At 72.6% G+C, this 22436-nt stretch carries 23 protein-coding genes and 1 pseudogene; 13 read left to right on the top strand and 11 right to left on the bottom strand.

All coding sequences use genetic code 11. The features are described from left to right. The first annotated feature begins 83 nt into the window (after window positions 1-83). From ACIQE0_RS16655 to ACIQE0_RS16645, 3 genes are all read left to right on the top strand, one after another. Window positions 84-1019: an amino acid ABC transporter permease gene (locus ACIQE0_RS16655; protein WP_366333921.1), complete on the top strand. Its 936-nt coding sequence runs from the start codon at window positions 84-86 to the stop codon at window positions 1017-1019. A gap of 53 nt (window positions 1020-1072) precedes the next feature. Continuing rightward, window positions 1073-1825, top strand: coding sequence for an amino acid ABC transporter ATP-binding protein (locus tag ACIQE0_RS16650; protein WP_366333935.1), 753 nt, complete (start codon window positions 1073-1075; stop codon window positions 1823-1825). Between the two features lie 763 nt (window positions 1826-2588). Then, a complete protein-coding gene (locus ACIQE0_RS16645; RefSeq protein WP_366335065.1) occupies window positions 2589-3200 on the top strand; it encodes a CGNR zinc finger domain-containing protein in 612 nt (203 codons plus the stop codon). Here ACIQE0_RS16645 and sodX read toward each other — a convergent pair. Beyond that, window positions 3122-3562 carry a nickel-type superoxide dismutase maturation protease gene (gene sodX / locus ACIQE0_RS16640; protein ID WP_402332589.1) on the bottom strand — a complete coding sequence of 147 codons (441 nt, stop codon included), beginning with the start codon at window positions 3560-3562 and terminating at the stop codon, window positions 3122-3124. The genes ACIQE0_RS16645 and sodX overlap by 79 nt on opposite strands. Before the next feature lie 163 nt (window positions 3563-3725). Here sodX and sodN point away from each other — a divergent pair, with 163 nt between their 5' ends. Further along, complete coding sequence (gene sodN, locus ACIQE0_RS16635) at window positions 3726-4121, top strand: superoxide dismutase, Ni (protein WP_066973937.1); 396 nt, start codon at window positions 3726-3728, stop codon at window positions 4119-4121. Window positions 4122-4277: 156 nt separating this feature from the next. Here the strand turns inward: sodN and ACIQE0_RS16630 are convergent, their stop codons facing one another. From ACIQE0_RS16630 to ACIQE0_RS16615, 4 genes are all read right to left on the bottom strand, one after another. After that, window positions 4278-4856: a hypothetical protein gene (locus tag ACIQE0_RS16630; protein WP_402332585.1), complete on the bottom strand. Its 579-nt coding sequence runs from the start codon at window positions 4854-4856 to the stop codon at window positions 4278-4280. A gap of 27 nt (window positions 4857-4883) precedes the next feature. Beyond that, window positions 4884-5576 (bottom strand): class I SAM-dependent methyltransferase, encoded by a 693-nt coding sequence (locus tag ACIQE0_RS16625; RefSeq protein WP_402332582.1) that lies wholly within the window; start codon window positions 5574-5576, stop codon window positions 4884-4886. Continuing rightward, on the bottom strand, window positions 5577-6488 hold the full coding sequence (locus tag ACIQE0_RS16620; protein WP_402332579.1) for an aminoglycoside phosphotransferase family protein: 912 nt from the start codon (window positions 6486-6488) through the stop codon (window positions 5577-5579). It abuts the gene before it with no gap. Between the two features lie 94 nt (window positions 6489-6582). Beyond that, entirely contained in the window at window positions 6583-7332 is a 750-nt protein-coding gene (locus ACIQE0_RS16615; RefSeq protein ID WP_402332576.1) for a hypothetical protein, read from the bottom strand. Window positions 7333-7555: 223 nt separating this feature from the next. Here ACIQE0_RS16615 and ACIQE0_RS16610 point away from each other — a divergent pair, with 223 nt between their 5' ends. Then, window positions 7556-8923, top strand: a complete 1368-nt coding sequence (locus tag ACIQE0_RS16610) for a tetratricopeptide repeat protein (protein WP_402332573.1) — start codon at window positions 7556-7558, stop codon at window positions 8921-8923. Between the two features lies 1 nt (window position 8924). Continuing rightward, window positions 8925-9455 carry an NUDIX domain-containing protein gene (locus tag ACIQE0_RS16605; protein WP_402332570.1) on the top strand — a complete coding sequence of 177 codons (531 nt, stop codon included), beginning with the start codon at window positions 8925-8927 and terminating at the stop codon, window positions 9453-9455. 651 nt (window positions 9456-10106) lie between these two features. On the opposite strand, the gene ACIQE0_RS16600 is transcribed toward ACIQE0_RS16605, so the two are convergent. After that, window positions 10107-11084, bottom strand: coding sequence for a LysR family transcriptional regulator (locus ACIQE0_RS16600; protein WP_366335071.1), 978 nt, complete (start codon window positions 11082-11084; stop codon window positions 10107-10109). Between the two features lie 244 nt (window positions 11085-11328). Between ACIQE0_RS16600 and snpA the strand changes: the two genes are divergently transcribed. Beyond that, window positions 11329-11991 carry a snapalysin gene (gene snpA / locus ACIQE0_RS16595; protein ID WP_366335073.1) on the top strand — a complete coding sequence of 221 codons (663 nt, stop codon included), beginning with the start codon at window positions 11329-11331 and terminating at the stop codon, window positions 11989-11991. Between the two features lie 280 nt (window positions 11992-12271). Here snpA and crcB read toward each other — a convergent pair whose 3' ends face one another. From crcB to ACIQE0_RS16580, 3 genes are read right to left on the bottom strand one after another with little or no spacing between them, the layout of a single operon-like run. Beyond that, window positions 12272-12631 carry a fluoride efflux transporter CrcB gene (gene crcB, locus ACIQE0_RS16590; RefSeq protein WP_402332566.1) on the bottom strand — a complete coding sequence of 120 codons (360 nt, stop codon included), beginning with the start codon at window positions 12629-12631 and terminating at the stop codon, window positions 12272-12274. Beyond that, entirely contained in the window at window positions 12628-13050 is a 423-nt protein-coding gene (locus ACIQE0_RS16585) for a DUF190 domain-containing protein (protein WP_402332564.1), read from the bottom strand. The genes crcB and ACIQE0_RS16585 overlap by 4 nt, the downstream gene beginning before the upstream one ends. Continuing rightward, window positions 13047-13484, bottom strand: a complete 438-nt coding sequence (locus ACIQE0_RS16580; RefSeq protein ID WP_402332561.1) for a fluoride efflux transporter FluC — start codon at window positions 13482-13484, stop codon at window positions 13047-13049. The genes ACIQE0_RS16585 and ACIQE0_RS16580 overlap by 4 nt, the downstream gene beginning before the upstream one ends. A 223-nt stretch (window positions 13485-13707) precedes the next feature. Here ACIQE0_RS16580 and ACIQE0_RS16575 point away from each other — a divergent pair, with 223 nt between their 5' ends. Together ACIQE0_RS16575 and ACIQE0_RS16570 are read left to right on the top strand one after the other, a co-directional pair. Then, entirely contained in the window at window positions 13708-14451 is a 744-nt protein-coding gene (locus ACIQE0_RS16575; protein WP_366335081.1) for a FadR/GntR family transcriptional regulator, read from the top strand. Next, a complete protein-coding gene (locus ACIQE0_RS16570; protein WP_402332558.1) occupies window positions 14448-15725 on the top strand; it encodes a CynX/NimT family MFS transporter in 1278 nt (425 codons plus the stop codon). Before ACIQE0_RS16575 ends, ACIQE0_RS16570 begins: the two co-directional genes overlap by 4 nt. An 84-nt stretch (window positions 15726-15809) precedes the next feature. On the opposite strand, the gene corA is transcribed toward ACIQE0_RS16570, so the two are convergent. Then, window positions 15810-16895, bottom strand: coding sequence for a magnesium/cobalt transporter CorA (gene corA, locus ACIQE0_RS16565; protein ID WP_366335233.1), 1086 nt, complete (start codon window positions 16893-16895; stop codon window positions 15810-15812). Between the two features lie 216 nt (window positions 16896-17111). On the opposite strand from corA, the pseudogene ACIQE0_RS16560 reads away from it, so the two are divergent. The 4 genes and pseudogenes from ACIQE0_RS16560 to ACIQE0_RS16545 form a co-directional block, all read left to right on the top strand. After that, window positions 17112-18107: pseudogene (locus ACIQE0_RS16560) on the top strand (helix-turn-helix transcriptional regulator); the annotation flags it as partial. A 158-nt stretch (window positions 18108-18265) separates the two neighbouring features. Continuing rightward, window positions 18266-20539 (top strand): heavy metal translocating P-type ATPase, encoded by a 2274-nt coding sequence (locus ACIQE0_RS16555; protein ID WP_402332555.1) that lies wholly within the window; start codon window positions 18266-18268, stop codon window positions 20537-20539. A 171-nt stretch (window positions 20540-20710) separates the two neighbouring features. After that, the gene (locus ACIQE0_RS16550) at window positions 20711-21649 is read left to right on the top strand and encodes a beta-ketoacyl-ACP synthase III (protein WP_402332552.1); all 939 of its coding nucleotides are present in this window, start codon (window positions 20711-20713) and stop codon (window positions 21647-21649) included. Window positions 21650-21703: 54 nt separating this feature from the next. Further along, the gene (locus ACIQE0_RS16545) at window positions 21704-22108 is read left to right on the top strand and encodes a VOC family protein (RefSeq protein WP_402332549.1); all 405 of its coding nucleotides are present in this window, start codon (window positions 21704-21706) and stop codon (window positions 22106-22108) included. Between the two features lie 37 nt (window positions 22109-22145). On the opposite strand, the gene ACIQE0_RS16540 is transcribed toward ACIQE0_RS16545, so the two are convergent. Beyond that, complete coding sequence (locus tag ACIQE0_RS16540; RefSeq protein WP_366335093.1) at window positions 22146-22379, bottom strand: hypothetical protein; 234 nt, start codon at window positions 22377-22379, stop codon at window positions 22146-22148. Window positions 22380-22436: the final 57 nt, after the last annotated feature.

Below are 22436 nucleotides of genomic sequence, written 5' to 3'. Positions count from 1 at the left end.
ACCGCCGGTTCGTCCCGCAGTGGCCGGCGCGGTCCGCGCGGCCCTCGTTACGCCTCTCCCGCCACACGCTGAAAGGCAACCCTGTGTCAGTTGACGTCGACAAGCCGGCCGAGCCGCCGGCCGCCGCCCCGCCCCAGCCCGAGCCCCTCAAGGCCGTCCCCGTCCGCCACTACGGGCGCTGGGTCGCCGCCCTCGTCGTCGTCGGGCTGGTGGTCCTGCTCGTCCGGGCCTTCGCCGCCGGCAAGGTCAACTGGGGCGCGATACCGGAGTACATGTTCAACGCGGACATCCTCAAGGGGCTGCGCAACACCCTGTTCATCACCGTGCTGTCGATGGTGATCGGCATCGTGCTGGGCGTGGTCCTGGCCGTCATGCGGCAGTCCAAGAACCCGGTGACCAAGTCCGTCGCGTGGTTCTACGTCTGGTTCTTCCGCGGCACCCCGGTCTACGTGCAGCTCTTCCTCTGGTTCAACCTCGGCCTGGTCTTCCAGTACATCGACATCATGCCGATCTACAAGGACGAGTGGTCGGACTTCATGACCCCGTTCCTGTGCGCGCTGCTCGGCCTCGGCCTCAACGAGGCCGCGTACATGGCCGAAATCTGTCGGGCCGGTCTGAACGCCGTCGACGAGGGCCAGACCGAGGCGGCGCACGCGCTGGGCATGAGCCACGCCAAGACGCTGCGCCGGATCGTCGTGCCGCAGGCGATGCGGGTGATCGTGCCGCCGACCGGCAACGAGGTCATCAACATGCTCAAGACCTCCTCACTGGTCATCGCCGTCCAGTACTACGACCTCCTCCAGGCCGCGCAGAACGTCGGCCGGGACTCCGGTGTGGTGGTCGAGATGCTGGTCCTGGCCGCCGCCTGGTACCTGATCGCCACGACGGTCCTCAGCATCGGCCAGTACTACCTGGAGCGCTACTACGCCCGCGGCGCCAGCCGCCAGCTTCCGCCCACCCCGTTCCAGCGCGTCAAGGCGAAGCTGGCCGGCCTGAACCGCGCCGGAGGTGCGGCATGAGCAAGAGCACGAGCACGACCGCGGAGAAGGACTCCGGCGCGGCCGTCGTCCCGATGGTCAAGGCCGAGGGCGTCCACAAGTCCTACGGCACCGCGCACATCCTCAAGGGGATCGATCTGGAGGTGGCGCCCGGGGAGGTCTTCTGCCTGATCGGCCCGTCCGGTTCCGGCAAGTCGACGTTCCTGCGGTGCATCAACCACCTGGAGAAGATCAACGCCGGCCGGCTGTCGGTCGACGGCGAACTGGTCGGCTACCGCGAGCACAACGGCAAGCTCTACGAGCTGCGCGACCGCGAGGTCGCCGCCCGCCGCCGGGACATCGGCATGGTCTTCCAGCGCTTCAACCTCTTCCCGCACATGACCGCGCTGGAGAACATCATGGAGGCGCCGGTCCAGGTCAAGGGCGAGTCCAAGGCGGCCGCGCGGGAGCGGGCGGGCGCACTGCTGGAGCGGGTCGGGCTGGGCGACAAGTCCGGCAACTACCCCTCGCAGCTCTCCGGCGGCCAGCAGCAGCGGGTGGCGATCGCCCGGGCCCTGGCCATGGAGCCCAAGCTGATGCTCTTCGACGAGCCGACCTCGGCCCTCGACCCGGAGCTGGTCGGCGACGTCCTGGACGTGATGAAGGACCTGGCGGCCGACGGCATGACGATGGTCGTGGTGACCCACGAGATGGGCTTCGCCCGCGAGGTCGGCGACTCGCTGGTCTTCATGGACGACGGCGTGGTCGTCGAGTCCGGCCACCCGCGCGATGTACTGACCGACCCGCAGCACGAGCGGACCCAGTCGTTCCTGTCCAAGGTGCTTTGACGCTGCGCTTGGTTTGCTTCCCACGTTGTCGGCTCCCGCGCCGCGGGGGTTGCTGTTCTTCGCGCCCGCGGCGCGGTTCCGCGGTGCGGGGCCTCGCCCCACGTCGTCGGCTCTCCAGCCGTGGCGCCTGCGGCGGGCGTTGCCGCGGTGCGGGGCCTCGCCCCACGTCGTCGGCTCTCCAGCCGTGGCGCCTGCGGCGGGCGTTGCCGCTGCGCGGGGCTGTCGGGTGCGGTGCCGGGGCTGCGGGGGTGGTGTGTCGGACTGCTGCGCTTTACGTCCGACACACCACCCCCGCAGCCCCGTCCCCTCCCGTTGGAGGGTGGGAATTCCCCAGTCGGTGCTGAGACGACTGGTCTTCTGACGGTCACCACGCAACACACAACCCGCGCCCACCCACCGGGAGTTGCCCCCACCCACCTGAATTCCCCACCACACGCGGGAGGGGACGGGTCTGCGGGGCAGGGGTGTGCCGGACGTAAAGCGAAGCAGTCCGGCACACCCCTGCCCCGCAGACCCGGCACCGCGGCCGACAAGCCCCGCGCAGCGGACAGGCACCGCACCCGACAAGCCCCGCGCAGCGGACCCGCGCCGCAGGCGCGAAGAACAGCAACCCCCGCGGCGGGGAAGCCGACAACGTGGGGTACCGCCGGCCGCGAGGCCCACGGCCAAAACGACGGGGCGGCGAAGCGTAATACCCTCGTTGAGACAAGGCTCATTACCTCTGGGCACTCGCACCTCAGACGCAGCTCCGTAAGGACTCAACGTGGAACTGGCCTATTACTCGGACTATGCCGTGCGGCTGGTCAACACCGAGCAGCCCGAGCGCGGCGGGGACAGCCTCACCACGGTCGAGGCGGTCCGCGATCTCTTCGGCGTCGCCCAGCAGGCCGCCCGGCGCGCCACCGAGAGCGACGTCACCCGGCTCCGGGCGGTCCGCTCCCGGCTGCGCGCGGTCTTCGAGGCCGCCGACGGCGGTGACGAGGTGCTCGCCGTCGACCTGCTGAACGCGCTGATGATGGAGTTCCCGGTCAGCCCGCAGATCTCCGGCCACGAGTACCGCGATGACGACGGCCGCCCCAAGTGGCACATGCACATCGCCGACCACGCCGCCAACGCCACCGCCGGCTTCACCGCGACCGCCTGCATGGGCCTGGCCTTCCACCTCACCGAGCTGGGCGTGGACCGCCTGGGCATCTGCGAGGCCAAGCCCTGCCGCAACGCCTACCTGGACACCTCCACCAACCGCTCCCGGCGCTACTGCTCGGACCGCTGCGCCACCCGCGCCAACGTGGCCGCCTACCGCGCCCGCAAGCGCCGGGAGAGCGGCCGCACCGCCGAGAGCGCCCAGGAGGCCACCGCCCGCGGCGAGCGCTGAAGCCCGCGCGGCGGCCGCACCCGCAGCCAGGCCCGGGCGACCACCAGCTCGTCGGGGACCGCCCCGAACTCCCGGCTGTCGTTCTCCACGAACGGGTTGTCACCGCGCACCCACCAGCCGCCGTCCCGCCGCTCGACCGCGCGCTTGACGATCAGCAGGTCCTGCCGGAACGGATGCCGCAGCACCACCACGTCACCGGGGCGCACCACCGCGCCGTACCGGACCACCAGCTGGTCCCCCGGCTGGAGCGTCGGCACCATCGACGGGTTGTAGACCTCCGCCAGCCCGAACGCCCGCAGCGGCCCGCCGCGCACCGACTCCGCGCCGTCGCCCCGCTCCGGCTCGCGCACCCGCTCCGGCATCCGTACCTCCTGGTCCAGCCCCCGTCGTACCCTCAGGACCATCCTCCATCAGTCCCGGCCCGACACCGGACTTTTGCCCTAAGACCCCCGGGGCACCCGAGAAAAGCCTTCCCGCACCGAGTAATCTCGCACCTGAGAAGACGATCACGAGGAAGGACTGAACATGCTCTCCCGCCTGTTCGCCCCCAAGGTCCGGGTCAGCGCCCACTGTGACCTGCCCTGCGGTGTCTACGACCCGGCCCAGGCCCGTATCGAGGCCGAGTCGGTCAAGGCCGTCCAGGAGAAGTACCAGGCCAACGAGGACGCGGACTTCCGCACCCGCGCCGTCCTGATCAAGGAGCAGCGGGCCGAGCTGGCCAAGCACCACGTCTCGGTGCTGTGGAGCGACTACTTCAAGCCCCCGCACTTCGAGAAGTACCCGGAGCTGCACCAGCTGGTCAACGACACCCTCAAGGCCCTCAGCGCGGCCAAGGGCTCGAACGACCCGGCCACCGGCCAGAAGGCCCTGGACCTGATCGCCCAGATCGACAAGATCTTCTGGGAGACCAAGAAGGCCTGAGCCCCGCTCACGCCCCGACCGGCGCTCCACCGACCGCCGGCCGCACCGCACCCGGTCCGCCCCACCGTCGCAAGCCGACGGTGCAGGCGGGCCGGGTGCGGTGTTTTGCGCCCGGCCGCAGGTCGGCGTAGCTACCTGCTTGACACTGTGATCACGTCAGGCCGCTCCGGTTCCACGCGAGTCACCAGGCTCACCATCGTGCGCAACGGACAACTGCCCGGCCCATTCCAGAGCCTCCATCAGATGCTCGGCTCGCAGCCCGACGTAGGGATCGGGTTGGAGAAGGAGCGTTGCCGCGCCACGGTCGGTGCGTTCCGTAGCCCAGGCGTGGTCGAGGTTGGTGAAGTCGTCGTCGATCCAGATGGCGGGTGCATCTCCCAGCCAGGCATCGACGTGGTCGCGTTTCCAGAGGTAGCCGTTGGGGTGGCTGGTGGTGATCTGCGGCCGGGGAAGATCGACGTGCGGCAGGGGCGGGAGGCTGAGGAGTGGCCCGATCAGGGTGGTGGCGTCCTGGCGCCAGCTGGTGCACCAGACCGGAGCGACCAGCCCGGAGCGGATCACGTCCATGAGCATGGGGCCGTCGGCAGCGTTGAGCCAGACCGTGACCGGGGCGTCGGCGCTACGGCCGGTGGGGACGACGTCGTGGCGGACGTGGGTGGCCGGGATGTTCCCGTGGTCGTCGGGGAACGGTACGAGCACGCCGTCGATGTCGAGGAGCAGGTGGGGCAGGCGCATCGGTTCCTCCGTGGGAGCCGGGCGGTTTCAGGGCTTGCGTGCGGTGATCAGCAAGGTGGTGGGCCAGCCGCCCGCGCGGGCGTCGTGGAACTCCCGGGCCGAGGTGAGCCGGAGGCCGGCGCTGTCGAGGTGCTTCTCCCAGCGGCCGGCGTCGAAGTCCCAACGGGCGATCGGGATCCGGCTGCGGTCGGGCAAGGTGACGTAGTCACGACAGGGCCGGCCATGGACGGCCGGTTGTCTGCCACCGCGCTGGGGATGAGGAGTGGAGAAAGCCAACGTGCAGCCTGACTTGAGGTGTTGGGCGATGGCAGGCAGCAGGAGTTCGGGGGCGACGAGGCCGACCGCGCCGAAGACGGAGTAGATCGCGTCGAACCGCTCGTCGGATGCCTGCAGGTAGTGCAGGGCGTGGCCGGCGACGAACGTGAGGTTGCCCAACCGTCCGTAGTGCGAGCGGGCTCGACGGACCTGCAGCCCGACCAGGTCGACGCCGGTGATTCGGGCTCCCTGGCAGATGGCGAGGTTGGCGGCGTTGTGGCCGGGGCCGCAGCCGAGTTCCAGCGCCCGCTTGCCCCGCAGGTCCATGCCGAATATCTCGGCGCCAGGGCCTTGGCCGGGCCGCGTCGTCCACTCCATCCGGGCTGGCACGGGCAGCGGTTCGGCGGGGGTGGTCTCAGTGCGCTGGAGAGCGTGGGCGTACCACGGTGAAACCTGGGCGAGCATCTAGACCTCCAGGAGCCGGAGGATGTCGGTCAGGTGGCGGCGGACGGTCTTGAGGTACGCGGGGTCGGTGGACGGGTCGTTGATCCAGTGGATGGCCTGCTCCATGAACCATTCGACGGCCCACATGCGGTGCCAGCCCAGTGCCCACTTCTCGACGGCGAGCCCACCGCGTTCGGCGAGGGCATCGGGAGTGCCGCCTTCGGTGACGTACGTCTCCAGGAAGACGCGCAGGCGTACGGGGTCGGGGGTGTCGAGGGTGCCGTGCCAGCTGGCGAGGTCGAGCAATCCGGGGCCGGTGAAGGCGCGGGCGAAGTCGAGCAGGTGCCAGCCGCGTTGGCCGATGTGGAGGCTGGTGGGGTGGAACTCCGAGTGGACCCAGCCGAACGGAGCCATCGTCGCCCCGGCCGAGCGGGTCTCGGCAGCGCGGGCGATCCGATCGAGGGCCTCCTCGATGTCGTCGGTGTCCTGCCACCGTTCCCCCTTGCGGAGCTGATCGAGGTGGTCCAAGGCTCGGCTCGGCAGCATGCGCAGCCGATCGCGATCGAGGACGGGCAGCGCGGCAGCCGTAGGGGTGCGGTGGAGGAGCGCGGCCGCGGCGGCGCCGTCGAGGTCGTCGGCCTCTCGGGTTGCGGGACCGAGGTCTTCCAACAGCATCCCGAGCCAGCCGCCGACGACGGCGGAGGCACGGACTTGCGGGACCGGAACGCCGTGGGTGTGGGCCAGGCGGAGGGCCCGGTCCTCGTTGTCGAACGGCTTCTTCGCGTACTTGAAGATGGCGGTGGTGCCATCGGGGAAGGTCAGACGCTCGACGCCGGACATGGACCACACGCGCACCATCTCGCGCGTTGGGCCGGGTCGGCCGGCGATGGTGAGCAGGTTGCCCAGGAGCTCGGCGTTGAGGTTCGTATCCATGTGGGGGCTCCGGTTCGAGGTTGGAGGCGTCCGGGGCGGGCGATTCATGCCGGCCCGCCCCGGAGCCTGGTCGGCAGGGGGCTGCGCGGCAGGACTACGCGGCAGGGCTCACGCGATGGGCGTAGACCTGCTCGATCCAGCCGGTCTTGAAGGCCGCGAGGTCGTCGTGGAAGACGGCCATCGACGCACCGTAGGGCGCCACGACGCCGCCGGACTGGTCCGGCACGGACTGGCAGCCGTGCACCAGCCGCCCACCGAGGGCCACGTGGGCCTTGATGGATTCGATGCGGCGGTGCTCGTTGAACCAGCCGCCGTGGTAGACCTCGTCGAGCAGCCCGCCCCTCTCCTCGTCCAGGTCGAAGACGACCGAGGTGGCGGCGGGGAAGAACCAGCACGGGCCGACGTTGGAGATGCGCCCGTCCAACTCCACCTTGTTCAGCGCCATCAGCGTCGCCGCCTCGCGCAGCATCCGCAGGTGTTCGGCGGTGATCTGCGGCAGACCGAGGCCGACCAGGTGCTCGTCACGGAACAGGTACGCGTACACCTCGTACGCGGTGCGAAGGACCAGGCCGGCATCCGCCGTGGACCGTCCGTGGGCCTTGATGAAGTCGAGGGCAAGCTGCTCGACCGCGCTCTCGGTCGTCTCGTCCACCTCCAGGAGCTGGGACTCGACCAGCTCCCAGTCGGCGACGAGCCAGGAGTGGGACTCGAAGCGGAAGAAGTACTCGGCCGGGTCGATGGTGATGCGCCGGCCCTCGACCTGGATGCCGGGCAGGCGGCTCCAGCGCGCGTCGAACGCCTCGGGCAGCTCGACCGTGATGGCCGTCGTGTCGATGGTGGTCACCGTGTCTCCGTCTCTGATCGGCCGGTTTCAGACACAGGCGTGCCCGAAACCGGTGTAGGCGTACGGAACTTCGAGAAGCCGCCCGGCCCAAGGGGGAACCTGGATCACGGTTGCACCGTTCCGGGCGGCTGATGATTAGTGAACCCGTCGTCACGCACAGTGGGTACGGTGAGAGGCAGTTGAAGCGGTATACGCGGTTTACAGCCCCGACTCGGAGGCAATCGTGACAGCGCAGAAGGACCGGCCCAAGGCGCCCAACTCCCGCCTGCGCGAGACCATCGACGCGATCGGCTGCACCTACGACGCCCTGGCCAAGGACGTCCGTCGCGTCGCCGCCGAGAACGGCGAGATCCTCCAGACCAACAAGTCGGCCGTCTCGCACTGGGTGAACGGCGCCCGCACTCCCTCGGGCCGGGTAGGTCAGTACCTGGCCGAGGCGCTGTCCCGCCGAGCGGGCCGCACGATCACCCGGACCGAGATCGGCCTTCAGGCCGATGACGCCGAAGGGCCGACCGAATCCGACCCCGTCCTCGCTGCCACCGACCTGGGTCGCGCCGACGTCGAGCGGCGCCGCTTCCTCGCCATCGCGGCCTTCACCACCGCCGGCGTTGCCATGCCGCTCGGCTACGACCACGAGGCCACCGCCCGCATGCTCCGCGCCCGCACCGCCACGGCCATGGTGGGCGTCGAGGACGTGGACGTCGTACACCAGATCACCGCAGCCTTCAGCGCCGCCGACGAACGCCTCGGCGGCGGCCACGGCCTCACCACCGTCACCGCCTACCTCGCCGACACCGCAGCCCCCATGCTCCGCGGACGCTTCCCCAACGAAGCCTTACGCCAGGCCGCCTTCGGTACGGTCGCCGAACTCGCGTACCTGGCCGGCTGGAAGCACCACGACCTCGGCCAGGAAGGCGCCGCCCAGCGCTACTACCAGGTCGGCTACCAACTCGCCTGCGAGGCCGACCCCCACGGCCACGCCGCCTGGATGATGCGCGCCCTCGCCCACCAGGCCCTCAGCCTCAAGCAGCCTCGCCACTGCGTCGACCTCGTCGAAGGGGCCCTCGCCCGCGGTCTTGGTCGCGTGGACGGTCAGACCGAGGCGCTGCTCCACATCACTCACGCCCGCGCCTTCGCTGCGATTGACGAGAAATCCGAAGCGGCCCGCGCTTTGCTCGCCGCCGAAGACGCTCTGCTTCGCGACGACGGCCCTCAGCCCAGCTACTCCCTCGTCAGCGGGCCGGCTGCCGGCACCGTCACCAGCCACACCGCTCGTACGCTCACCGACCTCGCCGACCACGTCGGCACCGAGCAGCGGCATCGGGACGCGCTCGTCCGCTGGGACCCCGAGAAGTACAAGCGCGTCCACGCCCTCACCCATGCCGACCTCGGCGACAGCCTCGCCGCCCAGGCCCGCGCCGACGAGGCTGTCGCCGCCTGGTCCCAGGCCCTGACCCTCATGGAGGGCATGACCTCCGACCGCACCCGCAAGGCGATCGCCTCGCTCCGCTCCACGCTCGCGGTCTACCAGCGCCGCCGCGTTCCCGGCGCCGCCGATCTCGCCCGCCGCGCCCGCGAAGCCCTGGCCTAACATGCCCGACACCCGCCCGACGAAGGGAACTCCCGTGACCCAGCAGACCGACGCCCAGCCGAAGGCCCTCAAGCCGGCGCTCGAATCGATGACCCTGCTGGTCGCCGCCGTCATCGTTCACGACAAAGCCACCAACCGCGTCGTCCTCCTCCAGCGCAGCGAGAACGCCAAGTTCGCCCAGGGCATGTGGGACCTCCCCGTCGGCAAAAGCGAACCCGGCGAGCCCATCACCGAAACCGCCGTACGCGAGCTGTACGAGGAGACCGGCATGACCGTAAAACCGGATGCGCTCAAGGTCGCCCACATCATCCACGGCTCTTGGGGCGTGGAAGCCCCCAACGGCTTCCTCACGGTCGTCTTCGTCGCCCACGAGTGGGTAGGCGAGCCCGAAAACCTCGAACCTCGCAAGCACGCCCAAGTCCGGTGGGTCAACACCGACGCAATCCCTGAGAACTTCGTGGACACCACCTCAAGCGCCCTTCGCCGGTACCTCTCGGGAGGCTCGCAGGTCTCCCTCAACGGCTGGCGATAGAGGCACCAACTACAGGTCATGGTCCCGGTACGATCCGTACGGCTTCGACGACGAAGTCGACAAGCCCGTTCACCAGGGCAGTCGACACACCGCCGGCTGCCGCCGCCAGCACATAGGACGCCGCGAGGAAGCGAAGCGGCTGAAAGACTACGGTTGGGAGCCGGACGGCACCATCAGCGCCCCGTGGTCCATCACTTCTTCCACAAACGCTGAGACATGAGGAAGGCCCGCTCCCCCTGGACCAGCACTGCGCCAGAGAAGCAAGGCCACCGCTGTCCGACGGCGAAGCGCTGCCGCAGTCCGCACACAGTCCGCAAGACACCCGATGGCGACCGTCGCACCCCATCGCTACCAGTCGACAAAAGGCCAGGTCAGCGACCCACAGCACCCCTCGCCACAGGTCACCGCCCCACCCCATTACTAGGAGACCAAGAAGGCCTGAGCCCCGCTCACGCCCCGACCGGCGCTCCACCGACCGCCGGCCGCACCGCACCCGGTCCGCCCCACCGTCGCAAGCCGACGGTGCCGGCGGGCCGGGTGCGGTGTTTTGCCCGGCCGTCGTCGCGCGCGACCGTCCGCCTGGAGGTCGCCGCTCGTCCCCGCGTCGAGAACGCATGCCGCGCCCCCGCCCCGCCAGGTGATAGCCCCGTCCTATAAGCCCCTGACTCCGTGGTGGCCGTCCGTGAGCAGGCCGCCGTGGCTCACCAGCCAGTCCCGGTAGGCCTCGCTGGCCCAGGCGATCTCCATGTAGGCGGCGGTGAGGTCGGTGAAGAGGTTGGTGGCGGAGGCGGCCGGCGGGCCGTCGGTGCGGCAGGCCATGAAGAGCCGGACCGCCAGCGGATCGCCGTGCAGGGGGCGGATCGCCATGCCGGGGCGGGGGCGGGCGGTGGGCTGGCAGGGGGTGACCACCTCGCCGGCCATGACGAGGTCCACGGCGGTGAGGTAATCGCCGTGCACGACCCGGGGGTTGACGCCGGCGGCGGACCAGATGCGGCGCAGGCCGGCCCACTCGCCGTCGACGGTGGGGTCGACCATCCACTGGTCGGTGGCCAGGTCGGCGACCCGCACCACGGGGTGGGCGGCCGCCGGGTGGGTCTCCGCGAGGGCGATGAACTGCGGTTCGCGGGCGAGGAGTTCATGGACGGCCAGCCCGTCGGGGACGCGCAGCGGGGCGCCCTCGACCTCGTGCACGAAGGCCGCGTCGAGCTGCCCCATGTCGACCATGTGCAGCAGGGCGTTGGCGGACACATCGGTGCGTATCGTGGTGTCGGTCTCCGGCAGCCGGGTGCGCAGCCGGCGCAACCAGCCCGCGACGGCCGGGCTGTTGGTGCTGCCGATCCGCAGCCGGGTGCCCTCCGCCCGCACGGAGACCGAGGCGATGTCCTCGACAAGTGCCCGCATCTCGGCCACTATCGGCCGGGCGCGGCAGAGCACGGAATGCCCCAGGGGGGTGGGCCGGCTGCCGGTCGGCTCGCGGAAGAAGAGCTGACCGCCGAGGGCCTTCTCGATGCGGTGGAGCTGGGTGGTCAAGGAGGGCTGCGCCATCCCCAGCTGCCGGGCCGCCTTGCGCACGCTGCCGGTGTCGGCGATGGCGCACAGGGCGCGAAGGTGCCTTACCTCTAGCTCCACGAGCGGAGCATAAACGCGCGGGCGCGGCTCACACCAGACTCTCAGACCGGTCTGAACTCCGGTTTTTCACCGCCGCGTTGGCCTGGCGACACCAGGGGTATTGGCTCGCGCTATCGCCACCTGGCATCTCCGCCCCACGGGTGAACTCCGTCCACACTCAACGGCACCAAGAAATCCGCAGGGCCCCGGCCGCCGCCCCACACGGCGGCCGTACGGCCCCTCGGAACTTTAAGGAGCCCCCCACATGAGATCTCCCAAGACGGCGCTGTCGGCTGCGCTCGGTCTGGGCCTGGCCGCCGCGCTCGCCGCTGCGGCCCCGGTGTCGGCGACTTCCCCCGCCGCGCACTCCGCCTCCCACCGCAGCACCCCCGCCTCGATCGCCGCCTACACCGGCTCGGCCGCCGAGAAGGCGAACACCAAGGCGTTCTTCGAGGCCGTCATGAAGTCGGCCAAGGCCAAGCTGAAGGCCAACCCGCACCTGAAGTCGGTGACCGTCACCTACGACGCGAGCGCCGCCCCCACCTTCGCCGGCCAGATATCCCAGAGCGCCTCCATCTGGAACAGCGCCGTCCAGAACGTCAAGCTCCAGGAGGGCAGCGGCGGCGACTTCCAGTACAAGGAGGGCAACGACCCGCGCGGTTCGTACGCGAGCACCGACGGGCACGGCAAGGGCTTCGTCTTCATCGACTACAGCCAGACCCAGCAGTACAACTCCACCCGCGTGGTCGCCCACGAGACCGGCCACGTGCTGGGGCTGCCGGACCACTACGAGGGCCCGTGCAGCGAGCTGATGTCCGGCGGCGGGCCCGGCACGTCCTGCCAGAACACCCAGCCGGACGCCAATGAGCGCGCCCAGGTGGACCAGCTCTGGGCCAACGGCCTGGCCGGCGTCCGCTTCGGCGGCTGACCTCCCGGGTCGTTCCCGGGACGCGGCACGGCGGTCGCCCGCCGTCCACCCGGCCGGGCTGACGGTGGCCGGGCAGACGGCGGGCCGGGGCTGACGGAGCGGGCACCTGGCGGCCTGCTCCGTACCCCCCACCAGCCCTCGCACTCCGCACGTCCGCCCTTGCGGTGGGGCTCCTTCCGGGAGCCCCACCGCTTGCGTGTGTGCGGGCAGTTGACAGGCTCAGGGGCCTTACCGTCTGCCCGAAGGGCAGGCCGGGCGCCGTCGAGTGTGACGGCCGGCCCTAGGATCGGAGGGCCCGGCCGAGGGCCAACCCGGCGCCGGCGGCGGCCAGTCCGGCGACCAGGCTCAGCGCCACGTTGAGCACCGCGTACCAGCGCGCCCCGTCGGCGGTCAGCCGCAGGGTCTCGTAGGAGAAGGTCGAATAGGTCGTCAGCGCCCCGCACACGCCGGTGCCGAGCGCCAGTTGGGTGTCCGGGTCGGCGGCGCCGACCAACACGCCCAGGACCAGGCTGCCGACGACGTTGACGGTGAACGTCCCCCAGGGGAAGACGGTGTCGTGCCGGGACTGCACGAAGCGGTCGGTGAGGAAGCGCAGCGGTGCCCCGACCATGGCACCGGCCACCACCAGCAGCCAGTTCACCCGTGTGCGTCCTCCCCGCCGGCGGCGTCGTCCGCCCGGCCCCGGAACGTGATCCGCTCGCATGGTTCGAGGGTCACCAGGCCCCGGTCGGCGAGGAGTTCGGCCACATGCGGCAGGAAGGCCCGCACCCGTTCCTCGGCGTCCACCACGATCACCGCGACCGGCAGTTCCTCGCTGAGCGACAGCAGCCGGTGGGTGTGGATCAGCGAGGTCGCGCCGAAGCCCTCGACCCCGCGGAAGACGCTCGCCCCGGCCAGTCCCGCCGCGCGGGCGCGGTGCACGATCTCCGCGTAGAGCGGCCGGTGGTGCCAGACGTCCTGTTCGCCGACGACGACGGTCAGCCGCAGGGCCGGGCCGCCGGACGGCGCCGGCCCGCTCGACGCCCCGGCCGGGCCGCGCTCCACCGCACCGTCGGTCATACCGCTCGCCGCCCGGGGGTCAGGAGCGCCCGGGTGGCGGCCCCGGCGAGCGCCACCGCGGCCAGCGCGGCGAGCAGGGTGCCCGCGAGGTAGGCCAGGGCCAGCGGCAACCGCCCGGCGCCCGTCAGGCGCTGGATGTCCACGGCGTAGGTGGAGAAGGTGGTGAAGCCGCCGAGGACGCCGGTGCCCAGGAACGGGCGGAGCAGCCGGTGGGCGGTCCAGACCTCGGTGATCAGCACCATCAGCACGCCCATCAGGGCGCAGCCGACCACGTTGACCAGGAGCGTGGTCCAGGGGAAGGCGTCCCGGGCGGTCGGCCAGAGCAGGCCGGCGCCGTAGCGGGCCGCGGCGCCGAGGCCGCCGCCCGCGGCCACCGCGCCGATCACCGGCCACTCGCCCTGCCAGGGCGGTGGGCGGCGGGCTGGCTCGTCCATGGGTCCGCGGGCCTCCGTGTCGTGCGTCCGAGCGGCGGCGCGGTCCGCCGGAAGGGGCCGGGCGGGCCCGGTCCGCCGCGGGGCGTCGCCGCCCTCAGGCTAAGCCCGGTCATTTGACACCGCTAAACATGGGATGTTCCCATCACCGGTGGAATCCGGGACCGGGCCCGCGCGGCACCGGCGGACGCAGACACCGCGTGACGCGGACGAGAGGACGGCGCCGATGCCGCTGCGCAGTACCGCCCGCACCAGCCTCGTCGAGCTGGTCATCGAGCAGATGGAGCGGCTGATCGCCGACGGCGAGTGGCCGGTCGGCGCGAAGATCCCGGCCGAGCCGGTGCTCGTGGAGCAGCTGGACGTCGGCCGGAACACCGTCCGCGAGGCGGTCCGCGCCCTGGTGCACACCGGAATGCTTCAGCCGCGACAGGGCGACGGGACCTACGTCCGAGCCCGCAGCGGCTTCGGGGCCGCCGTCCAGCGCCGGCTGCGCCGGGCCGCCAACCTGGAGGCGTACGAGGTCCGTTCGTGCCTGGAGCGCGATGCCGCCCGCCATGCGGCCGAGCGCCGCAGCGACGAGGACCTGGCCGCGCTGCGCGAGGCGCTGGCGGTGCGCGGCCGGGCCTGGGAGGCCGGCGACGTGACCCGGTTCGTCGAGGCGGACATGCGCTTCCACCAGGCGGTGGCGGCCGCCGCGCACAACACCCTGCTGGCCGAGCTGTACGAGCAGTTCAGCGATGCGCTGCGGGAGGCGTTGCAGGCCGTGGTCGGCACACCGCTGCTGCCCGACGCGGTCCGGCACCAGCGCGACGCGCACACCGCGATCGTCGACGCCATCGAGGCGCGCGATCCGGACGCCGCCGAGCGGGCGGCGCTGGCGCACCTCGCGGAGGCGGCCGACGTGCTGCGCGCGGCGCCCGGCGAGCCGGCGGACGAAGAAGAGCGGACATCGGAGGAACCCCGGTCATGACACAAGGACCGACAACGGAGATACCCCCGGCCCGGCCGCGCCCGGCCGGCGAGCCGGACGCCGCGGCCGGGGACGCCCCCGCCCCTGGCGGCGCCACCGGCCGCCGCGCCGTCGTGCTCGGCCTCGGCGTCGTCCTGCTGGCGCTGAACCTGCGCCCCGCGCTGGTCGCGGTCTCCCCGCTGGCCGGCACCATCCGCACCGAGAGCGGGATGTCGGCGGCCGCCACCAGTCTGCTGACCGCGCTGCCGCTGCTCTGCTTCGGGCTGCTGGCGCCGGTCGCGCCGCGGCTGGGCCGGCGCCTGGGGATGGAGCGCTCGCTGCTGGGCACCATGGTGCTGATCTGCCTGGGCGCCGGGGTGCGGCTGCTGGACTCGGTGGTGGCGCTGTTCGCCGGGACGGTCGTGATCGGCGCCGGTATCGCCGTCGCCAACGTCCTGCTGCCCAGCCTGATCAAGCGGGACTTCCCGGCGCGGGCCGGCCTGATGACCGGGCTGTACTCGATGTCGCTGTTCGGCGGCGCGGCGCTGGCCGCCGGCATCACCGTCCCCGTGCAGCAGGCCGCGCATCTCACCTGGCAGACCGCGCTGGCCTGTTGGGGCGCGCTGGCGGTGCTCGCGCTGGTGGTCTGGCTGCCGCAGGTCCGCACCCGCACCCAGGTGTCCGCGGCGGCCGCCCGGCAGGCCGCCCACCCGGTGCGCGGACTGTGGCGCTCCCCGCTGGCCTGGCAGGTCACCGGCTACATGGGGTTGCAGTCGCTGAGTTACTACGCGGCCGCCGCCTGGCTGCCGACGATGCTCAAGGACGCCGGGATGGACGCGGGCGACGCCGGCTGGATGCTGTCGTTCTCCTCGCTGCTGGGCATCGCGGGCTCGTTCCTGGCGCCGGTGGTCGTCGGCCGCCGGCTGCCGGCCCGCGCGCTGGCCGCACTGGGCGCGGTGCTCTGCGCGGCGGGCTTCGTCGGGGTCTGGGCGGCGCCGGTCGGCGGCGCGTACGTGTGGATGACGCTGCTGGGCCTGGGCCAGGGCGCGGCGATCAGCCTGGCGCTGCTGTTCATCGTCCAGCGCGCCCCGGACGCCCGGCACACCGCCCAACTCTCCAGCATGGCCCAGTGCTTCGGCTATATCCTCGCCGCCACCGGTCCGGCGGTCCTGGGCGCCGTGCACGACGCCTCGGGCACCTGGACGGCGCCGCTGGCGGTGCTGCTGGTGCTGCTGGTCCCGCAGGTGGTGATGGGGTTCGGCGCGGCACGGCCGCTGCACGTGGCGGGGCGCTGAGCGCTGGCTGGGGCCGGTCGTCAAGTGCCGGGAGGCGCAGGTGAGTTCACCGCCCGGTGCGGGGCGACCGGTCGGCGGCCGGCCCTACAGCCAGCCGTTCCGCCGGAAGCCGCGGTGCATCATCCAGCAGATCGACACCGTCAGGACGATCACCATCGGGTAGCCGAAGGTCCAGTTCTTCTCCGGCATGTACTCGAAGTTCATGCCGTAGACGCCGGTGACCATGGTGGGGACGGCCAGGATCGCCGCCCAGGCGGACATCCGGCGCATCGCCTCGTTCTGGGCGTTGGCGACCTGGGCGAGATGCGCCTGGAGTATCGAGTTGAGCAGTTCGTCGAAGCCGGTGATCTGCTCCCGGACCCGGTCGAGGTGGTCCGCGACGTCCCGGAAGTAGGTCTTGATCCGGGGGTCGATGTGCTGCAGCGAGCGGGTGGCAAGCTCCTGGAGGGGGCGGTCCAGCGGGGTCACCGCCCGCTTGAACTCCAGCAGTTCGCGCTTGAGCTGGTAGATCCGGCCGGCGCCGCGGCTGCCCCGTATGGAGAAGACCTCGCTCTCGACGTCGTCGATGTCGTCCTGGACGGCGGCGGCGACGTCGAGGTAGTCGTCCACGACGAGGTCGGCGATGGCGTGCAGCACCGCGGACGGGCCTAGCGCCAGCTGCTCGGGATCGCGCTCCAGCTGCTCGCGCAGCGGACCCAGCGAGCCGTGCCCGCCGTGCCGCACGGTGATCACGAAGTCGGCGCCGGTGAAGACCATGATCTCGCCGGTGTCGACGACCTCGCTGGTGTCGGTGAGCTGGTCGTGCTCCACGTAGCGGACGGTCTTGAAGACGGTGAACAGCGAGTCGTCGTAGTTCTCCAGCTTGGGGCGCTGGTGGGCGTGGACGGCGTCCTCGACGGCGAGCGGGTGCAGCCCGAACAGCTCGACGATGCCGGCGAACTCGACCTCGGACGGCTCGTGCAGCCCGATCCACACGAAGCCGTCGCCGCTCCGCCGGACCTGCCGGATCGCCTCCTGGGCCGGCAGGTGGCCCTCCTGGCGCACCCCGGCCACGTAGACCGCGCAGTTCACCACGGCGGTGCCGAGCGGCGAGCGGGCCGGGTGGCTGAGGTCCACCCCGCCCCGACGCGGCTGCGGCAGCCGGACGGCTTTGCGGAGGTTGCTGATCATCGACACCGGCCAAGTATCGCCCGTGGGCGCCCGCGGCACAGGCGCCGCGGCCGGATTTTGCGCACTCCGCACCGTCCCGTGGCCCGCCCCCTGCCGTCCGTTTGCCCCTGCGCCCCCGGCGTGCGCCCGACGTGCGCCCGGCGCGGCAGGGGCCCGAGGACGACCGGTGGCTCTCTAGGACAGCTTCCGTCCTACTACCTCCCCCATCATCGACCCATGAGTGAGACGTCGGCACGCCTGCTGAACCTGCTGTCCCTGCTCCAGACCCCCCGGGAGTGGCCCGGCCGGGAGCTGGCCGCGCGGCTGCGGGTGACCACCCGGACCATCCGCCGCGATGTGGAGCGGCTGCGCGATCTGGGGTATCCGGTGCACGCCACGATGGGCGCCGAGGGCGGCTACCGGCTGGCCGCGGGCACCGCGATGCCGCCGCTGCTGCTCGACGACGAGGAGGCGGTGGCCATCGCGGTGGGCCTGCGCTCGACCGCCGGGCACACCATCGTGGGCATAGAGGAGGCGTCGGTCCGGGCGCTGGCCAAGCTGGAGCAGGTGCTCCCGGCCCGGTTGCGGCGGCGGGTGGGCACCCTGGGCACAGCCACCGTCCCGATGCCTGCCGCCGACGGCCCGACCGTCGACCCGGAGCATCTGACGGTGCTGGCCGCGGCGATCGCCAACCACGAGCGGGTGCGCTTCCGCTACCGGGCCGGCGCGGGCGAGCTGAGCCGGCGCCTGGTGGAGCCGCACCGGCTGGTCGCCGCGGGCCGCCGCTGGTACCTGGTGGCGTTCGACAACGACCGCGACGACTGGCGGATCTTCCGGGTGGACCGGCTGAGCGAGCCGTTCGCCACCGGGGTGCGGACCCCGCCGCGCACGCTGCCGGCCGACGACGCCGGGGCGTACGTCCGGGAGCGGATGCGCGGGTTGACGACGGGGTACCGGGCGGTGGTGACGGTGCACGGGCCGGCCGGCGAGGTGGCCGCCCGGCTCGGCGGCCCGGCGGCGGGCGAGGCCACCCCGCTCGACGCGGGGTCCTGCCGCTGGCACAGCACGCCCGACTCGTTGGAGTGGCTGGCGATGCGGCTGACGCTGCTGGGCTTGGAGTTCACGGTGCACGAACCGGCCGAGCTCGCCGCGTATCTGCGGGCGTTGGGCGGCCGGGCGCTCCGGGCGGCGGAATCGGCGGGGGCGGCGGACGGCGGGGACGGCGGGGACGGCGGGGACGGCGGGGACGGCGGGGATGGCGGGGGCACGGCGGGGCCGCACTGGCGAAATACCCCAGGGGGGTACAGTGGTGCGGGAGTCGGCGGACGGTGGACGGGAACCGTCCGCGAGCCGGCGCCCCCACGGCCCCGTGAACAGGAGGAACCGCCCTCATGACCACCGCGATCGACGGGCCCGTCGTCGAGCTGGAGATCGGCGGGATGACCTGCGCCTCGTGCGCGGCCCGCGTCGAGAAGAAGCTCAACCGCATGGACGGGGTCACCGCCACCGTCAACTACGCCACCGAGAAGGCGCAGGTGATGCTCGCGGAGGGCAGCGGCGTGGACACCGCCGCCCTGATCGCCACCGTGGAGCGGACCGGCTACACCGCCGCGGTCCCCGAGCCGCCGGCCCCGGAGCCGTCCACCGGGGACGCCGAGGGCGGTCCGGCCCCGGAGGACGACGGCCCGCTCGCCGCCCTCCGGCAGCGCCTGACGATCTCCCTGACGCTCGCCGTCCCGGTGATCCTGATGGCGATGGTCCCCGCGCTCCAGTTCACCAACTGGCAGTGGCTCTCGCTGACCCTGGCCGCGCCGGTGGCGGTGTACGGGGCGTGGCCCTTCCACCGGGCCGCCTGGACCAATCTGCGGCACGGCGCGGCCACCATGGACACCCTGATCTCCCTGGGCACCCTCGCCGCCTTCGGCTGGTCGCTGTGGGCGCTGTTCTTCGGGACGGCCGGGACGCCCGGGATGACTCACCCCTTCGAGCTGGCCCTGGCCCGCACCGACGGCGGCGGCGCCCTCTATCTGGAGACCGCGGCCGGTGTCACCGCCTTCATCCTGGCCGGCCGCTACGCCGAGGCCCGCGCGAAGCGGCGGGCCGGCGCCGCCCTGCGCGCCCTGCTGGAGCTGGGAGCGCGGGACGTGGCGGTGCTCCGCGGCGGGCGCGAGGTCCGCGTCCCGGTCGGCGAGCTGCGGGTCGGCGACCGCTTCGTCGTCCGCCCCGGGGAGAAGATCGCCACCGACGGGCGGGTGCTGGAGGGCTCCTCGGCCGTCGACTCCTCGATGCTGACCGGCGAGTCCGTCCCCGTGGAGGTGGCCCCCGGCGACACCGTCACCGGCGCCACCGTCAACGCCGGCGGCCGGCTGGTCGTCGAGGCCACCCGGGTCGGCGCGGACACCCAACTGGCCCGGATGGCGCGCCTGGTGGAGGACGCGCAGAACGGCAAGGCGGCGGCGCAGCGGCTGGCCGACAAGATCTCCGCGGTCTTCGTCCCGGTCGTCATCGCGCTCGCCCTGGGCACCCTCGGCCTCTGGCTCCTCACCGGCCACAGCGCGGTGGCCGCCTTCACCGCCGCGGTCGCGGTGCTGATCATCGCCTGCCCGTGCGCGCTGGGGCTCGCCACGCCCACCGCCCTGATGGTCGGCACCGGCCGCGGCGCCCAGCTCGGCATCCTCCTCAAGGGCCCGGAGGTGCTGGAGACCACCCGCACCGTCGACACCGTCGTCCTGGACAAGACCGGCACCGTCACCACCGGCGTGATGACCCTGACCGGCGTCCATCTCGCCGACGGCGTGACCCGCGCGCAGGCGCTGCGGCTGGCCGGCGCGCTGGAGCACGCCTCCGAGCACCCCATCGGCCGGGCCGTCGCCACCGCCGCCCAGGAGGCCGAGCCCACCGGCACGCTGCCGGCGCCCGAGGACTTCGAGGGCCTCCCCGGCCTCGGGGTCCGCGGTTCCGTCGAGGGGCACAGCGTCCTCGTCGGCCGCGAGCGGCTGCTGAACGACCGCGGCCTGCCGCTGCCGCCGGCGCTGGCCGAGGCCAAGGACGCGGCCGAGCGGGCCGGGCACACCGCGGTCGCGGTCGGCTGGGACGGTGCGGCCCGCGCCGTGCTGGTGGTCTCCGACGCGGTCAGGCCGACCAGCGCCGAGGCGGTCCGCCGGCTGCGCGCGCTGGGGCTGACGCCGGTGCTGCTGACCGGCGACAACCGCGCGGTCGCCGAGTCCGTCGCCGCGGAGGTCGGCATCGAGGAGGTGATCGCCGAGGTGCTGCCCGAGGAGAAGGTCGCCGTCGTCGAGCGCCTCCAGGCCGAGGGCCGCTCGGTCGCCATGGTCGGCGACGGGGTCAACGACGCGGCCGCGCTGGCCCGCGCCGACCTGGGGCTGGCGATGGGCACCGGCACCGACGCCGCCATCGAGGCCGGCGATCTGACCCTGGTCCGCGGCGATCTGCGCACCGCGGCGGACGCCATCCGGCTCGCCCGCGCCACCCTCGGCACCATCCGCGGCAACCTCTTCTGGGCGTTCGGCTACAACGTCGCCGCGCTGCCGCTGGCCGCCGCCGGCCTGCTCAACCCGATGATCGCCGGCGCCGCGATGGCCTGCTCCTCGGTCTTCGTCGTCGGCAACAGCCTCCGCCTGCGGCGCTTTCGCGCCCTGGCCTGAGCCCGTCGCCGCCCGCCCCGGCCCCGGCCGCGCACCCGCGCCGCCGGGGCCGGGAGCGTCGGAAGCCTCCAGTTCTCGCCGCCGAACGTTGGTGATTCGCACAGCCGTCCCCCGCCGCCGAGCGGCGAGACTGTCCGGGTACCGCCCGCTCCACGTACCTCAGGGGACCTCATGACCGGGTCGCGCATCCTGGCCCTCGGCCATTACCAGCCCTCCCGTGTGCTCACCAACGACGACCTCGCCGCGATGGTCGACACCGACGACGCCTGGATCCGCAGCCGCGTCGGCATCCGCACCCGCCATATCGCGGCACCGGACGAGACGGTCGACGCGATGGCGGCCGCGGCCGCCGCGAAGGCGCTGGCCGCCGCCGGCCTGTCCCCCGGGGACATCGACCTGGTCCTGGTCGCCACCTGCACCGCGACCGACCGCAGCCCCAACACCGCGGCCCGGGTCGCGGCCCGCCTGGGCCTGGCCTCTCCGGCCACGATGGACCTCAACGTGGTCTGCGCCGGCTTCACCCACGCGCTGGCCACCGCCGACCACACCATCCGGGCCGGCGCCGCGCGGCACGCCCTGGTCATCGGCGCCGAGAAGTTCACCGACGTGGTCGACTGGACCGACCGCTCCACCTGCGTCCTGGTCGGGGACGGCGCCGCCGCCGCGGTGGTCACCGCCTCGACCGAACCCCGGATCAGCCCGGTCCTGTGGGGCTCGGTGCCCGAGATGGGCAACGCGGTCCGCATCGAGGGCGACCCGTCCCGCTTCTCCCAGGAGGGCCAGACCGTCTACCGCTGGGCCACCACCAAGCTCCCCGCGATCGCCCGCCAGGTCTGCGACCGGGCCGGCCTCCGCCCCGAGGACCTCGCCGGCGTCGTCCTCCACCAGGCCAACCTGCGGATCATCGAGCCGTTCGCGGAGCGCCTCGGCGCGGTCAACGCGGTCGTCGCCCGGGACGTCGTCGACTCCGGCAACACCTCGGCCGCCTCGGTCCCGCTCGCCCTGTCCAAGCTGGTGGAACGGCGCGAGGTGCCGGCCGGCGCACCCGTCCTGCTCTTCGCCTTCGGCGGCAACCTCTCCTACGCGGGCCAGGTCGTCCACAGCCCCTGACGGCGTCCGATTCCTTCAAGACGGCGCCCCGGGGGTGCTCCTACGCTCGCCGCCATGAGCACCCGACCCGCACCCCGCCTCGACGCGATCGGCCTGGTCGTGGCCGACATGGCCGCCTCCCTGGCGTTCTACCGACGACTGGGCCTCGCCGTCCCCGACGGCTGCGACACCGCCCCGCACGCCGAGGCCCCGCTCCCCGGCGGCCTGCGCCTGATGTGGGACACCCATGAGACCGCCCGCACCCTCGACCCCCGCTGGGCGCCGCCGCCGGCCGGCACCCCCACCGGCCTGGCCTTCGCCTGCGCGGACCCGGCCCACGTCGACGCCGTGTACGCGGAGCTGACCGCCGCCGGCCACACGGGGCAGAAGGCTCCCTGGGACGCCGACTGGGGCCAGCGCTACGCCGTCGTCCAGGATCCCGACGGCCGCGGCGTCGACCTGTTCGCCCCGCTGCCCTGACCGGTCCGGCCGGCCGGGGCCACCGCGGCCCGGCCGGTCACTCCGTGTCCTGGGGGTGCTCCTCCAGGTACATCACGCCGCAGGTACGGCAGAACGGCTGCGCCTGCGCGGTTCCCCACCTACCGGCCGATTGGGTGGCGGCGGCCGGGGCCAGCGGCTGGCCGCACATCGCGGTCGTCGCGCCCACCCGGGTCATGTGCCACTTCTTGACCGGTGTGTCCTCGTGCGGCAGCACGCCCTCCGCATACTCAGCGCGCATCTCATGCTCCATGGCAGGTGCACCTCCTATCGCCCACCATGCGCCGCCGCCCCCGACCCCACAACGCCA

Source organism: Streptomyces sp. NPDC093097, from assembly GCF_044754325.1.
Lineage (GTDB): Bacteria > Actinomycetota > Actinomycetes > Streptomycetales > Streptomycetaceae > Streptomyces.
Note: the sequence above shows the minus strand (reverse complement) of the source record. Positions and strands in the feature narration are given on the sequence as shown.